General features: G+C 70.2%; 10 protein-coding genes and 1 tRNA gene. 4 read left to right on the top strand and 7 right to left on the bottom strand.

The features are described from left to right. Positions 1–21 precede the first annotated feature (21 nt). The 5 genes from ettA to ACFVJS_RS18925 all read right to left on the bottom strand — a co-directional run bounded on the left by ettA (position 22) and on the right by ACFVJS_RS18925 (position 7,219). Entirely contained in the window at positions 22–1,743 is a 1,722-nt protein-coding gene (gene ettA, locus ACFVJS_RS18945; RefSeq protein WP_378883407.1) for an energy-dependent translational throttle protein EttA, read from the bottom strand. Between the two features lie 80 nt (positions 1,744–1,823). After that, a complete protein-coding gene (locus ACFVJS_RS18940) occupies positions 1,824–2,351 on the bottom strand; it encodes a single-stranded DNA-binding protein (protein ID WP_378883406.1) in 528 nt (175 codons plus the stop codon). Positions 2,352–2,531: 180 nt separating this feature from the next. Further along, positions 2,532–4,184: a GTP-binding protein gene (locus ACFVJS_RS18935; protein WP_378883403.1), complete on the bottom strand. Its 1,653-nt coding sequence runs from the start codon at positions 4,182–4,184 to the stop codon at positions 2,532–2,534. Positions 4,185–4,211: 27 nt separating this feature from the next. Further along, positions 4,212–6,056 carry a dynamin family protein gene (locus ACFVJS_RS18930; RefSeq protein ID WP_378883400.1) on the bottom strand — a complete coding sequence of 615 codons (1,845 nt, stop codon included), beginning with the start codon at positions 6,054–6,056 and terminating at the stop codon, positions 4,212–4,214. Continuing rightward, positions 6,053–7,219, bottom strand: coding sequence for a PrsW family intramembrane metalloprotease (locus ACFVJS_RS18925; protein WP_378883398.1), 1,167 nt, complete (start codon positions 7,217–7,219; stop codon positions 6,053–6,055). The genes ACFVJS_RS18930 and ACFVJS_RS18925 overlap by 4 nt, the downstream gene beginning before the upstream one ends. 124 nt (positions 7,220–7,343) lie before the next feature. Here ACFVJS_RS18925 and ACFVJS_RS18920 point away from each other — a divergent pair, with 124 nt between their 5' ends. Then, positions 7,344–8,768 (top strand): aminopeptidase P family protein, encoded by a 1,425-nt coding sequence (locus ACFVJS_RS18920; protein WP_378883396.1) that lies wholly within the window; start codon positions 7,344–7,346, stop codon positions 8,766–8,768. 100 nt (positions 8,769–8,868) lie between these two features. After that, positions 8,869–9,657 carry an N-acetylmuramoyl-L-alanine amidase gene (locus ACFVJS_RS18915; protein ID WP_378883393.1) on the top strand — a complete coding sequence of 263 codons (789 nt, stop codon included), beginning with the start codon at positions 8,869–8,871 and terminating at the stop codon, positions 9,655–9,657. 20 nt (positions 9,658–9,677) lie between these two features. Here ACFVJS_RS18915 and ACFVJS_RS18910 read toward each other — a convergent pair whose 3' ends face one another. After that, entirely contained in the window at positions 9,678–11,489 is a 1,812-nt protein-coding gene (locus tag ACFVJS_RS18910; RefSeq protein ID WP_378883390.1) for a hypothetical protein, read from the bottom strand. Positions 11,490–11,921: 432 nt separating this feature from the next. On the opposite strand from ACFVJS_RS18910, the gene ACFVJS_RS18905 reads away from it, so the two are divergent. Next, a tRNA-Arg gene (locus ACFVJS_RS18905) sits at positions 11,922–11,995 on the top strand. Positions 11,996–12,019: 24 nt separating this feature from the next. Here the strand turns inward: ACFVJS_RS18905 and ACFVJS_RS18900 are convergent. After that, positions 12,020–12,643 (bottom strand): YitT family protein, encoded by a 624-nt coding sequence (locus ACFVJS_RS18900; protein ID WP_378883387.1) that lies wholly within the window; start codon positions 12,641–12,643, stop codon positions 12,020–12,022. Between the two features lie 78 nt (positions 12,644–12,721). On the opposite strand from ACFVJS_RS18900, the gene ACFVJS_RS18895 reads away from it, so the two are divergent. Further along, positions 12,722–14,134: PLP-dependent aminotransferase family protein (locus tag ACFVJS_RS18895; protein ID WP_378883384.1), on the top strand; the 1,413-nt coding region annotated here is incomplete at its 3' end.

Here is a 14,134-nt window from a genome sequence, read left to right as displayed (position 1 = left end):
CTACAGAGCACAGGGGCGCATCTACACGACCCCGACCGTGTCGATACAGAACATCAACATCCGTTTTCGCTCAGGGCAGTTCGCGCTCGGGTGAGAGTGCCCACCACACCATGACCCGAGGCGCTCGATCTTGTTGGCCTCGTAGGACTCGAAGTTGCCCTCGAACCAGAACCACTCGCCCTCGTTCTCCTCGGTGCCTTCCCAGGCGAGGATGTGGGTGGCGACGCGGTCGAGGAACCAGCGGTCGTGGGAGGTGACCACGGCGCAACCGGGGAAGTCGAGCAGCGCGTCCTCCAGCGAGGAGAGCGTCTCGACGTCGAGGTCGTTGGTGGGCTCGTCGAGCAGCAGCATGTTGCCGCCCTGCTTCAGGGTCAGCGCGAGGTTGAGGCGGTTGCGCTCACCACCGGAGAGCACGCCGGCCTTCTTCTGCTGGTCGGGACCCTTGAAGCCGAAGGATGCGACGTAGGCGCGCGAGTTCATCTCGAAGTTGGCGACCTTGATGAAGTCCAGGCCGTCGGAGACGACCTCCCAGACGTTCTTGTTGGGGTCGATGCCGCCACGACTCTGGTCGACGTAGGAGATCTTGACCGTCTGGCCGACGTTGAGCTCGCCGGCGTCGGGGGTCTCCGAGCCGGTGATCATCCGGAACAGGGTGGTCTTACCGACGCCGTTGGGGCCGACGATGCCGACGATGCCCGCGCGCGGGAGCGAGAACGAGATGTCGTTCCACAGCGTGCGACCCTCGAAGCCCTTGGTCAGGCCCTTGGCCTCCATCACCACGTCGCCCAGACGCGGGCCCGGCGGGATGTTGATGTCGGCGGTGTCGATCTTGCGAGCCTTGTCGGCCTCGGCGGCGAGCTCCTCGTAGCGAGCCAGACGCGACTTCGACTTGGTCTGGCGCGCCTTGGCGTTGGAGCGGACCCACTCCAGCTCCTTCTCCAGCATCTTGGCGCGCTTGGCGTCCTTGAGGCCCTCGACCTTGAGACGCTCCTTCTTGGTCTCGAGGTAAGTGGAGTAGTTGCCCTCGTAGCCGTGGATCGAGCCGCGGTCGACCTCGGCGATCCACTCGGCGACGTTGTCGAGGAAGTAGCGGTCGTGGGTGACCGCCAGGACGGCACCCTTGTAGCTCTTCAGGTGACCCTCCAGCCACTGCACCGACTCGGCGTCGAGGTGGTTGGTGGGCTCGTCGAGGAGCAGCAGGTCGGGCTCCTGCAGGAGCAGCTTGCACAGCGCGACCCGGCGGCGCTCACCACCGGAGAGGTTGTCGACGATCGCGTCGCCCGGAGGGCAGCGCAGCGCGTCCATCGCCTGCTCCAGCTTGGAGTCGATGTCCCAGGCGTTGATGTTGTCCAGATAGGTCTGGAGCTCACCCGTCTCGGCCATCAGGGCGTCCTGGTCGGCGTCGGGGTCGCCCATCTCCATGTAGGCGTCCTCGAGGCGCTTCATCTTCGCCTTGATCTCGCCGACCGCCTCCTCGACGTTCTCGAGGACGGTCTTGCCCTCGGTCAGGGGCGGCTCCTGCTGGAGCATCCCGACGGTGGCGTCCTGGTCGCGGACGATGTCGCCGTTGTTGGGCTGATCGAGCCCTGCCATCAGCTTGAGCAGCGATGACTTACCCATGCCGTTCGGGCCGACGACGCCGATCTTGGCACCGTGCAGGAACGAGAGGGTGACGTTGTCGAGGACGACCTTGTCGCCGTGGGCCTTGCGCACGTTGCGCAGGGAGAGGATGTAGTCGGCCATGGGCCCCACCCTAATGAGGGAGAGGCACGCCGGTACAACCGGCGCACCCCACCGCAGGCCCGGCTCGCGCCCGGCTCACCTCAGGCCGCCACGGACGTCTCCGTCTCAGCGGCCGCCTCACCGTCGTCGGGCGTCACCGGCTGTTGCTCCCACGGGTCAGATCCGGGCACGCGCCAGTCGGCCATCGGGTCGCGGTCGGGCTCGTCGTCACGGGGTCCGGGGGCAGCAGCGGCGACCGCGGCCAGCGTGCGCGGGTTGCGCGAGAGGCTGGTCATGCCGCGATTGAGGTCGTGGCCGACGACGTTCGCCTCGACCTCGAAGGTGTTGACCTCGAGACCGTCCTTGTTGACGTAGCTGCGGGCCGTCAGGCGCCCGTGGACGACCACCGGGTCACCCTTGCGCAGCGAACGTCCAACGTTCTCCCCCAGCTGGCGCCAGGCGCTCACCGTGAACCACTGGGTCACGCCGTCGCTCCACTCCCCGGTCGTCCGGTTGAGCTTCCGCGGCGTGCACGCCAGCCGGAAGTTCGCCACCGAGACCTCGCCGACGCTCCGCACGACGGGGTCAGCGCCGACGTAGCCGCGCAGGGTGATGATCGAGTCGTTCATCGTTGTCTCCTCAGATTTCGCGCCCGCCTGATGCGGGCCTCGGAGACAACCCTGCGCTCGACCACCGACAGTTCCAGACGGCGTACGTCTGCCTGTGGACAACCCCGGATCGAACCGTCCCTGTGGACAGTGATCGGCCCGAACAGGAGGTCAGGCGACCCTACCCGCCCGACCTCCAGGTCAGCGCAGCGCCTTGGCCACCCCGTGCCGGAGTGCGGAGTAGGCCGCGAGCTCGGTCTCGATCGGGTCGACGACGAGCTCACGAGAGACCTCGGCGACCGCCGTACGCAGCCGCGCATCGGCCACCCGCGCCCGCCGTCGAGCCGTGCTGATCACCAACAGATGACACACGAACCACAGCAGCAGCCCGAGCCCGACGCCTCCGATGAACATGACGTAGGGCAGCTCGACCCCGGCGACCGACGGCGTCACCTCGCCCACCTGGGCGGCTCCGGACAGGAGCAGCGCCACCGACCACACCAACCCGACACCGGCGACGATGATCAGCAGCCACTGGAGCGCCTTGACCAGACCGGTCCAGAACGGCAGCCGCTCGGCGTTGAGGTCGACGCCGCCGACGGAGGCATCGAGCCTGTCGGCGAGGTCGCCCATCCGCGAGACCGAAGCCCGGCGGATCGCGTCGCGCCACGGCGAGGCGAGCCCGGCGCCGGCCTCGTCGGCCAGCTGGCGCACCTCGGTGTCGACCCGCGCCCGCTCGACTGCGGTGGTCTGCGGCAGCGAGGTCCGGGCACGCCCGGCCAGCTGGGTCGCCTCCTCACCGAGCGCGAGGTGGAGCCGCTTCAGCGGGTCCGGCTTGAGCCGGGAGACCCACGAGACCAGCGGCCAGCCGGTGGCCGCACGGGCCCGGGTGCGTACGGACCGCTCGACCGCGTCCACCACCGTCGGCACCCCCGCCGCCTCGGCGATGGCGTCCTCGAGCGCCTCGACCCGCGGCTTGGCCAGCGAGCGCGGCTTGGCGTCGCCGGACGCCTTGGCGAGCTTGACGGCGGCCGTCTTGATGTCGGCCGAGAGCCGGGACTTGTTGGCACGCTTCGCCGCGGCCCGCTGGGCGATCTCGGTCTTGAGCTGCGGGATCCCCCAGCCGAGCTTGGCCGAGACCGGGATCACCGGGACGTTGCGCAGCCCGTCCTGGTCCAGCAGCCGGCGTACGTCACCCAGCATCGCCTCCCGACGGTCCTCGGGAACGCGGTCGATGTGGTTGAGCACCACGACCATGATCTCGGAGTGGGTCCGGAGCGGCTGCAGGTAGCGGTCGTGGATGGCCGCATCGGCGTACTTCTGCGGGTCGAGCACCCACACCAGCATGTCGGCGAGCTCGACCAGCCGGTCGACCTCGAGATGGTGGGAGACCTCGGTGGAGTCGTGGTCGGGCAGATCGAGCAGCACCACGCCGTCGAGCTCGTGCCCCTCCCGGCGGGTGTCGAGCATCGAGTCACGGGTGGTCTGGTGACGCTCCGGGATGCCCAGCCACTCGAGCAGCTCCTGGGCGCCCTCCGAGCCCCACACGCACGCGGTCGCCCACGACGTGGTCGGCCGGCGGACGCCGACGGCGGAGAGCTCCAGCCCGGTCAGGGCGTTGAACGTGGAGGACTTGCCCGACCCGGTCGCCCCCGCGACTCCGACGACCGTGTGGTCGGCGGAGAGCTTGAGGCGCCCCTGGGCCTTGTTGACCACGCCGCGCGCCTCCTCGACGAGCCCGTCGTCGAGGCGACCCGTCGCAGCCACGGTCGCAGCGGTCAGTCCGTCCAGTCGATCACCGAGGTCTCCACCCCGGCTGACCAGGTTCTTCGCACCTTCGAGCAGGCCGCTCAATGATCCCCCTTCAGTCCCTGACAAGTCTCAGTCTTCGCCGCGCTGGCTGGCGAACCGGGCGTCGCCGACCTTACGCGCGGCGTGCCGCAGTCGCTCCGGTGCACCCTGGTCGATCTGCAGCGCGTCGACCTGTCCCGTGTAGCGCGCACGCTCCTCGTCGACGAGCCCCACGATGCGTACCTCCAGCGCCTTGCGCGCCTTGGCGGCCAGCCCGCGCACGGCCTGGTCGCCGAAGACCGCCTCCAGCAGCTTCTGCCCGAGCAGGAGCGTCCCGCCGGCGATGCCCACCTCGGCACCGACGAGCGCTCCTCCGGTCGAGGCGAAGACGACCACCATCAGCGCGACGCCGAGGCCGTTGACCCCGTAGGAGAGGAACTTCGCGGTCGTACGCTTGTCCTGGCCCTCGCTGCGCACCATGTCGAGCACGTCCTGCTGCCAGTCGCGCACCGCACGCTCGGCCTTGGGCCGCAGCGCCCGTGAGGCCCGGCCGAGATCGGCGGGGCCGGCGGCCAGCAGCCCGCGTCCTGCCGGGCTCATCTGCCAGGCCGCCTCGGCCCTCTCGGCGGCCGCCTCGCACTGCTCCAGGATCAGCATCTCCAGGCCGCCCTGCACGGCCGCCGTCACCCGCTCGGCCTGCTGCGGCTTGCCCTTGATCGAGCCCAGGATCCGGTCGCGGATCATTCCGACCCGGCTCTCCAGCGCCTTGAGGATCTCGCCGGTGCCGACGAACTCCTGCCAGCGCGCGAGCACCTCGCCGCGCAGCAGCGTGCCGTCGGCGGTCGCCGCCATGATCGACTTGAGCGCGTCGTCGTAGGCCATGTCCGCGTCCGTACGCAGCCGCTGCGCGGCCTCCCCCTGACCGTCGGCGGTGTCGGCGATCGGGTGGACCTCGAGGGTCAGCGCCCGCACCGCACCGTCGAGCGTCTGGGTGACGACCTGATGACGCGCGGTGGCGTCGTCGGCGAGCATGTCGAGCCAGGCGCGTACCTCGGCGACGTGGTCGGCGGGCAGCAGCCCGGCGTCGGAGACCTCGCCCTCGTGGACGATGAAGAGCGGGGAGTCCTTGAGGCCGCGCGAGGCCAGCATCCGGGCCAGGTGACCGGCCACGGTCTGCACCGCGTCGGTCGGCGTGCGGTCGAGCACCACGGCCACCGCCGTGGAGCGGTTGGCGGCCAGCTGCAGGAACTCCCAGGGCACCTGGTCGGCGTAGCGCGCGGCCGAGGTGACGAAGACCCACAGGTCGGCCGCGGCGAGCAGCTCGGCCGCGAGCACCCGGTTGGCCTCCTCGACCGAGTCGACGTCGGGAGCGTCCAGGATCGCCAGCCCGGGGTGCAGCTTGTCGCTGGCGACCAGCTGCAGCGCGCCGGGGTCGTTGGTCGGGTGATCGACCCGCTCCAGCTCGGGCAGCAGCCGGTCCTGCCCGAACCAGCGGGCGTCGTCGGGGTGGTGCACGAGCACCGGTGAACGGGTCGTCGGCCGCAGCAGCCCGGGCGTGGTGACCTTGCTGCCGACCAGCGAGTTGACCAGCGTCGACTTGCCGGCGCCGGTGGAGCCGCCGACGACCGCGAGCATCGGCGCGTCGATGGTCATCATCCGCGGGATGACGTAGTTCTCGAGCTGCTCGACCATGTTCTGCCGCGCGGCCCGCTGCTCCTCGGCGCCGGGCAGGTCCAGCGGCAGGGTGACCTCGGTCAGCGCCTGGTGGAGCTTCACCAGCGCGGTCACCATCCGGTTGCTCTCGCCGCCGGACGCCAGGATCTCGGCCCTGGCGGCCTCGAACTCGGTCATCGGCTTCTCGGCGAGCATCCCCGCCGTCAACGCCTCGTAGGCCTGCGGCTCCCCACCGGGAGCCTGCGCTTGTTCCTCACTCATCCCGTCATCACCTGTCCGCTCGGGAACGCGATGTGTGGACGTACCTCACTGATCCGGTCAACGTATGCCCTCCCCCGGGCGGCGAAGTCTGGCGGCGGGTTGCCGCGCAGGAATCGCCAGTGCAAGTATCCGAGCTCGATCGCAGCCTGCTGGTATTCACGCATGGCCGCAACCCCCTGAGCCCCTCCATGGGTCGACGCGAACTTCCGGGCCTGATCCCGCCGCCGCAGATCGACCACCCAGCCGATGTCGGTGTAGGGAATCAGCCCGCGCTGGGCCGCGTCGGTCAGCGAGCGGGTCAGCACGATCCGCTCGGACTTCCGCCGCCAGATCGCGAAGACCACCATCGAGACGAACGCGGGCACCATCAGCACGACGTACGCCAGCAGGAAGCCGGCCCCGTCGAAGAGCAGCGTCGAGCCGTTCCAGGTGCCGTGGGTCAGCACCGCCACCGCGTAGCCCAGCAGCGGCGCGACCACCTTGAGCCAGCGCTTGCGGGTCACCACCGCGACACCGATGCCGATGCCGGTGAAGGCGGTGAAGAGCGGGTGTGCGAACGGGCTGAACAGGCAGCGCATCACGAAGACGACGGTGAACTCACCGATGTGTCCGGTCGAGCTGTCGCCCATGCCGGGCGTGCCGTTGTAGGTGCCGCCGAGATAGAGGATGTTCTCGGTGAACGCGAAGCCGATGCCGACCATCCCGGCGTAGACGATGCCGTCGAGCACACCGTCGAGGAGATGGCGCCGCCAGAACAGCAGCACGAAGAGGAACAGCCCCTTGGCCGCCTCCTCGGTGACCGGCGCGACGATCGCCAGCTGGGTCGGCTCGCTCCACCCGGCGAGCAGCGCCCCCACGCTCTGCACGATCAGCGCTGCCGCCACCGCGATGAAGGCGCCCCACCCCAGGCCGAGGGCCAGCAGCGACTTCGGCTCGGGCTCGTAGCGGTCGAGCCAGAGGAAGGCGTAGACCAGCGGCACCACCGGGATGGCCGCGAAGAGCACCCCGAGGATCGCGCCGGTCGGAGCCAGCTGGTTGTCGACCACACTCGTGCTCAGCAGGACGACGCCGAGAACAGGTAAAGAGGTCAGCACGACAAGCACGCCCACCACGATGGTGAACGTGCGGCTGCTTCTTGTCGGATCCTTCGGGATCGCCCCCATGCGCGCCAGACTATCGGGCGACCGGGCCGCCCGTGCCACCAGACACCGATCGAGACACCCTCGCAACCCCGGTGGCCTGGGAACTCACGAGCGTTGTCGTCACGGCGCGGCGTACGATTCCCATATGACGGACAACGGCGCCCCCACCCCTGCAGACGACCACACCGAGAGCCACGACCAGACGGTTCCCGAGGCTTGGTCCAACTTCATGAGGGAGGGCTGGGACGACCGCGAGGTCGAGGTCCCCGAGCATCCGATCACCCCGTGGGCGGCTGCGCGCCGGGAGCGGCTCGCGGGCATCTTCCCGGGCGAGCGCCTGGTGGTCCCGGCCGGCACCTACAAGGTCCGCGCCAACGACACCGACTACCGCTTCCGTGCCGACACCGCGCACGTCCACCTGACCGGCAACCAGACCTCCGACGCCGTCGTCGTGATCGAGCCCGACGGCTCCTCGGTCCTGTACGCCCGCCCGCGCAGCGGCCGCGACACCGACGAGTTCTTCCGCGACCGTCAGTACGGCGCGCTCTGGGCCGGTGCCCGCCCCTCCGCCCGTGAGCTCTCCGACTCGCTCGGCATCGAGGTACGCCACGTCGACCAGCTCGCCTCCGCGCTCGCCGGCAACACCCCGACCCGGGTGCTCCGCGGCGTCTCGGCCGACGTCGACAAGCTGGTCGCCCCGACCGAGGGCGGCCGCGACGACGAGTTCGCCAAGGCGCTCTCCGAGCTGCGCCTGATCAAGGACGAATGGGAGCTCGGGGAGCTGCAGGAGGCCTGCGACATCACCGTGCGCGGCTTCACCGACGCGGTGCGCGAGTGGGACCAGGTGCTCGTGCACGGCGAGCGCTGGATCGAGGGCACCTTCTTCCGGCGTGCACGCGCCGAGGGCAACGACCTCGGCTACGACTCGATCGTCGGCGGCGGCTCGCACGCCACCACGTTGCACTGGATCGACAACAGCGGTCCGATCGTCCCCGGCGAGCTCGTGCTGCTCGACATGGGTGTGGAGGGCCACAACCTCTACACCGCCGACATCACCCGCACGCTCCCCATCTCCGGGAAGTTCACGCCGCTGCAGCGCAACCTCTACGAGCTCGTCTACAACGCCCAGCAGGCCGGCATCGAGGCGATCCGCCCCGGCGTCACCTTCCGGGCCGGCCACTTCGCCGCGATGGAGATCCTCGCGCACGGTCTCGACGACCTGGGGCTGCTCCCCGTCTCCGTCGACGAGGCTCTCTCGGAGGACAACAAGACCTACTCCCGTTGGACCCTCCACGGCGTCTCCCACATGCTCGGCCTCGACGTGCACGACTGCGCCTCCGCGTCGAAGGAGGCCTACGTCGAGGGCCCGCTGCAGGAGGGCATGGTCCTCACCGTCGAGCCGGGCCTCTACTTCCAGAAGGAGGACAAGCTCGTCCCCGAGGAGCTGCGCGGCATCGGCATCCGCATCGAGGACGACATCGTCGTCACCAAGGACGGTGCCGTGAACCTGTCCAAGGGTCTGCCCCGCACGGCCGACGACGTCGAGGCGTGGATGGGCCAGTATCTGTGACGTGAATGCTGACCGAGGTAACTCAGTCGGGTGGCGCTGTCTTCGTGGAGCTCCACGAGGGCAGCGACTGCTCACCGAGTTACCTCGGTCAGCGGCCGCCGTGGCCGGCTGCGTCGCCCTGGCCGCAGCCCTGACGGCCTGCGGCCCCAGCAGTACGCCACGCCAGCAGCCCGCCGCGTCCGAGACGCCGAGCGCCTCGGCGTCGGCCTCCGCGGCGCCGGCCTCGGGCGACGTCTTCGAGGACACCGTGGTCGGGATCGACCCGGGCCACAACGGCGGCAACGCCGGCGCACCCGAGGTGATCAACAAGCCGGTGTGGAACGGGCGCTCGCGAAGCCCGTGCAACACCACCGGCACGGCCACGGCCGACGGCTTCCCGGAGACCGACTTCACCTGGGCGGTGGCCACGAAGCTCGCCGCCGATCTGCGCGAGTCGGGCGCGACCGTGGTCATGACCCGCGACAGCAACGACGGGGTCGGGCCGTGCATCGACAAACGGGCCCAGATCATCAACGACGCGAAGGCCGACGTCGCGATCGACATCCACGCCGACGGCGCGGCGCCGTCCGAGCGCGGCTTCTCGCTGCTGATCCCGGTGCCCTCCGGCACCAACGACGAGATCGTCCAGCCGTCGCGACGCTACGCCGAGCTGCTGCGTACCGAGATGCGGAGGACCGGCATGCCGCTGGCCTCCTACCTGGGCGAGGGCGGGTTCGTGGAGCGCGACGACCTGGCCGGCCTCAACCTCACCACGGTCCCGCAGGTGCTGCTCGAGACCGGCAACATGCGCAACCCCGAGGATGCACGCCTGCTGAAGTCCGATCGGTTCCAGGAAAGGACGGCCGCCGCCATCAAACGGGCGATGGCGGCGTACCTCCGCTCACGCTGAGCGGATCAGCTCAGATCAACTCAGAGCTTCGTCCACTCGACCGACTCGAGGCCGTACTCCTCCGCGATCGGCCCCCATGCCTTGGCGGCCGCCTTCTTCGGGTCGTGGCTGGCCAGGCTGAGCGTGGTCGCCTTCTCCAGCTTGCGCTTGCCACCGACGCACTCACCCTCGGCGTTGAGCTTGCGCTTCTCGCCCCAGGCGGCGAAGGCCAGGTCGGCGTTCTGCGAGGTCAGCCATGCGGACTCGAGGTTCTTCACGAGCTTGCGGGAGCCCGGGAGGACGGCGGTGTCGATCTTGGCGACCTTCGTCGCCAGCTCCTTGCGAGACGCGGCGGCGTCCTGGAAGGTCTGGATCGCCTCCTCGATGTTCTCGCACGCCTCGAGGTCGGCTTGGGCGGCACCGATGGCTTCCTTGTCCTTCGCCGAGGTCTTGATGAGCTCGTCGATCTTCTTGGCCTCGGCGGCCGCGCCGCCCCCGGTCGTGGTGGCGCCCTGGGTGGTGCCGGTGTCGGCATTGGCGTCGCCGTTGCTGTTGACCAGGCCGATGACGAAGGCGATGACCGCGACCACGACGGCCACGACCAGGGCGATCAGGACCCAGCGCTTCCGGTCGAGACCACCGGGGCCCTTGCCCTGGCCCTGGCCGCGCTGCGGCTCGTAGCGGGCGTCGAAGCCGTTCCCGTAGGGGTCGTAGCCCTGCGGAGCCATCGGCGGCGGCGCAGGGGCGTTCGGCCCGGGGCCGACCGGCGGCTGACCCACGAGGGTGGCGTCGGCGTAGAGGTTCTGGCCGTAGGGGTCGGCGTACGGCTGGCCGAACTGGTCCTGAGACCCGTCCTGCGGCTGGCCGAAGGGCTGTTCGTAGGCCTGGTCGGGCCCCTGGTCGTACGGCTGGTCGTACGGCTGGGACCACTGGGCCTGGTCCGGCTCCAGCTGAGGCGCGAGCGGGGCGTAAGCGGGATCGCCGTACACCGCCGTCTGCTCGCCCTGGTCGGGCTGGCCGTGGTCGGGCTGAGCGTCGTAGCGAGCCTCGGGCGCCGGAGCGTCGAACTGCTGCTGCGGTGGCGCGAACTGCTCGAACTCGTCGCGCGGGCGGGTGCCCCCGGACGCGTCCTCCGCGGCGTCGAACCGCGGGCTCATCGCGACCTGGGTGTTGTCCTGAGCCTGTCGAACGGTCTCCCCCGGGCGGACCGGCTCGGGCTGGCGGGGCTCGACCGGCGGCATCGCCTCGTGGGTCGCGTCAGGGTCCGGACCACCCACCTGCGGGCCGTCCAGGTGCGGGGCGGGCTCGACGTACGCCGGGTGCTCACCGCTCTGGTTGTGGGCGCCGACCGGGCGAGCAGGCAGCGGAGGCATGGCCATCGGCTCCGGCTCCGGGCTCTCGGGCAGCTGCTGCTCGGGCTGCCGCGGCTGCTGCCGCTGCGGCATCTCCGGCTCCGGTGCGGGCGCCTCGAAGGCGGGCTGCACGGGCTCAGGCCGCTCTGTCGGAACGGGCTCGGGTGCGGGCTGCTCCTCGGGGGCGCGATCGGCCTGCCCAGGCTGGTCGGCCTGCTCGGCCTGCTCTGCCTGTTCGGCGAGTTTCCTGCGCTTGGGCAGGAAGAGCGACTGCGACTGAGAGGCGAGCTCGGGCTCGAACTTCGGCGTACGCGCCGCGAGCCCGAACAGGCCACCACCCTCCGAACCTGCCGGCGGCGGAGCCATACCGCCACCGAAGGCGGGCTGCTCACCGCTGGGCGCGGTCATGCTCAGCTGGGGTGCCATCGAGGCCCCCGGCGTACGTCGTACCTGCTCGAGCGGCAACGGGGCCGGCTCCGTGTCGGCCTCGGGCGCGGGCATCGAGGCTCCCTGACCGCGCCTCGGCAACGACAGACCACCCTGCTCAGGATCGGCACCCCGCTGCGGCAGTCGCGGCGGTGCGACCGGCTCCGGTGCACCTTGCGACGGCGGCTGATGAGCGCTTCTGACGGGGGTCCCACAACCTGTGCAGAAGCGCATACCGGTGACGGCTGCACCGCACGAGGTGCACATGGACTCCATAGTCATGACCGGGGACCTTACCGATGATCCGGTCCAGTCTCGAACCCTCGTAGTCCGCCAAGCGGACACGCACGTCGACAGTGTGGGGACAGTGCGCCCAAATACCCCCCACACCTTGGTAACACTCCGGTCAGCGTTTCGGTTTCCGATGCACACAAGGGATACGGGCACCGGTAAGATCGGGCGCGGCCTGCGCAAACCCCCTTCCGGCGGGGTGCTCGCGCGGGCCACGCCTCCGTAGCTCAGCTGGATAGAGCATCGGCCTTCTAATCCGACGGTCACAGGTTCGAATCCTGTCGGGGGCGCCCCAGGAATTTGTGTGGGTTAAATCATGCGCCCGCGCGTGTTTCGGCTGCGACGACTTCGGAGGCGGCCCTCCCGGCGTACAACGTCCGGAAGAACGGCAGGGCGCGGTGCACCATCGGACCGATGAGAAGGGCCTCGGCGACGGTGCCGATCCCGACGAGTCCACCGAGGAGCCAGCCCACCGCCAGCACGGTGATCTCGACGCCCGCACGGCAGAGCCAGACCGGGGCGCCGGTCCGCTGGTGGAGGCCGGTCATCAGGCCGTCGCGGGGACCAGGACCGAGGCCCGGCGCGATGTAGATCCCGGTGGCCGCGGCGAGCAGCGACAGCCCACCCACGAAGACCGCGACCTGCGCGAGCGGGCCGGAGACGGGCGGGATGAGCCACAAGCCGATGTCGGCCGAGGTGCCGACCATGAGCACGTTGAGCACCGTCCCGATCCCGGGCCGCTGGCGCAGCGGTATCCACACCAGCAGCACGCCGAGACCGATCAGGTTGGTCATCAGGCCGAACGAGATGCCGGTGACCTCGACCAGACCCGAGGTCAGCACGTTCCAGGGCCCGACGCCGAGCGAGGCACGCAGAAGCAGAGCGAGTGCGATGCCGTACAGGAAGAGTCCAGTTATCAACCAGGCGAGCGACTTCACAGAGAGATCCTTCACGATTCCAAAGCCAATCACGGGTCCAATCGAAGGTAAAGAAGCCAATTGGCGTAAGGTGGACTCATGCCTCGCGGAAGAATCGGTGCCACTGCGCTCGCTGGCCTGCTCGGTCAGTGGCAGGGAGAAGGCCCGGCGTACGAGAACCTCGCCGAACGGATCCAGCTGCTGCTGATCGACGGACGGCTCTCCGCCGACGTCCGTCTCCCCTCGGAGCGCGAGCTCTCCGAGCGGCTCATGCTCAGCCGCACCACCATCACCGCCGCCTACCGCCGGCTGCGGGAGCACGGCTATGCCCTGAGCGTGCAGGGGTCGGGTACGACGACGAAGCTCCCACCGACCGCACCCGACTCGTTCATCGAGGGCGGGGAGATCGACCTGGTCAGGGCCACCTTGCCGGCCACCCGGCGGCTGCCCGAGGCCGCGGTCGAGGCGACCCGGCGGCTGGCCGACCACATGAGCGGCCCCGGCTACACGCTGTGGGGCATCGAGGAGCTCCGGGCGGAGATCGCGGCGCGCTACACCGCTCGCGGCCTGCCGACCGACCCCGACCAGATCATGGTGACCACCGGCGGCCAGAGCGCGATCGCGCTGCTCGCCCGCACCGTGATCAGCCGCGGTGACCGGGCCTACGCCGAGAGCCCGTCCTATCCCAACGCCTACGACGCTCTCAGCCTCGCCGGCGCCAGGATCATCACCAGCCCGGTCACCACCGACGCCGGCTGGGACATGCCGGCGATGGCAGCCGCCATCGCCCGCACCACCCCGGTGATGGCGTACGTCATGCCCGACTTCCACAACCCGACGTCTCGCTCGATGTCGACCGAGGACCGGCTCCGCCTGCTGCACGCCGCGGCGAAGGTCGACACCCTCGTGGTGGCCGACGACACCACCGCCGAGCTCGACATCGACCGTCGCCAGAAGTTCCCGCCGCTGGCCGCGATGGCCGGGGAGCACCAGGCCCGTGTCGTCCACATCGGCTCGGCGAGCAAGATGCTGTGGGGCGGGCTGCGGGTCGGCTGGATCCGGGCCGACCCGGTGCTGCTGACCCAGATCGCCAGCGGACGCTCGGCGACCGACCTCGGCACCCCGATCTGGGAGCAGCTGGTCACCACGATCCTGTTCCAGCACCTCCCCGAGATCCTCGAGGAGCGCGCCGCACAGCTCGCCGCCGGCCGCGCCGCGCTCTACCACGCGATGCGCGAGCACCTCCCCGACTGGGAGCTGCCGCCGCGCATCGACGGCGGCCTCTCCGCCTGGGTCGGCCTGCCCGCGCCGGTCAGCTCCCAGCTCACCCTCGCGGCCAGGCCCCACGGCCTGCTCGTCACCGCGGGTCCGCGTTTCGGCGTGGACGGCGCCTACGAGCGCCATCTGCGGCTGGCGATCACGCCGCGGCCCGAGCTCGTCCGCCGCGGCGTCGAGATCCTCGCCGAGGTCTGGCCCCGCGCCGCCTCCACCCCCGCCCTGGCCCTCACCACC

It is taken from the genome of Nocardioides sp. NPDC057772, assembly GCF_042798075.1.
In the GTDB taxonomy this organism is placed as follows: domain Bacteria; phylum Actinomycetota; class Actinomycetes; order Propionibacteriales; family Nocardioidaceae; genus Nocardioides.
Note: the sequence above shows the minus strand (reverse complement) of the source record. Positions and strands in the feature narration are given on the sequence as shown.

Coding starts and splice junctions, on each gene's coding strand:
- ettA (WP_378883407.1), bottom strand. CDS start 1,743: ATGGCCGACTACATCCTCTCCCTGCGCAACGTGCGCAAGGCCCACGGC.
- ACFVJS_RS18920 (WP_378883396.1), top strand. CDS start 7,344: ATGACGGACAACGGCGCCCCCACCCCTGCAGACGACCACACCGAGAGC.
- ACFVJS_RS18930 (WP_378883400.1), bottom strand. CDS start 6,056: ATGAGTGAGGAACAAGCGCAGGCTCCCGGTGGGGAGCCGCAGGCCTAC.
- ACFVJS_RS18925 (WP_378883398.1), bottom strand. CDS start 7,219: ATGGGGGCGATCCCGAAGGATCCGACAAGAAGCAGCCGCACGTTCACC.
- ACFVJS_RS18940 (WP_378883406.1), bottom strand. CDS start 2,351: ATGAACGACTCGATCATCACCCTGCGCGGCTACGTCGGCGCTGACCCC.
- ACFVJS_RS18910 (WP_378883390.1), bottom strand. CDS start 11,489: ATGCCCGCGCCCGAGGCCGACACGGAGCCGGCCCCGTTGCCGCTCGAG.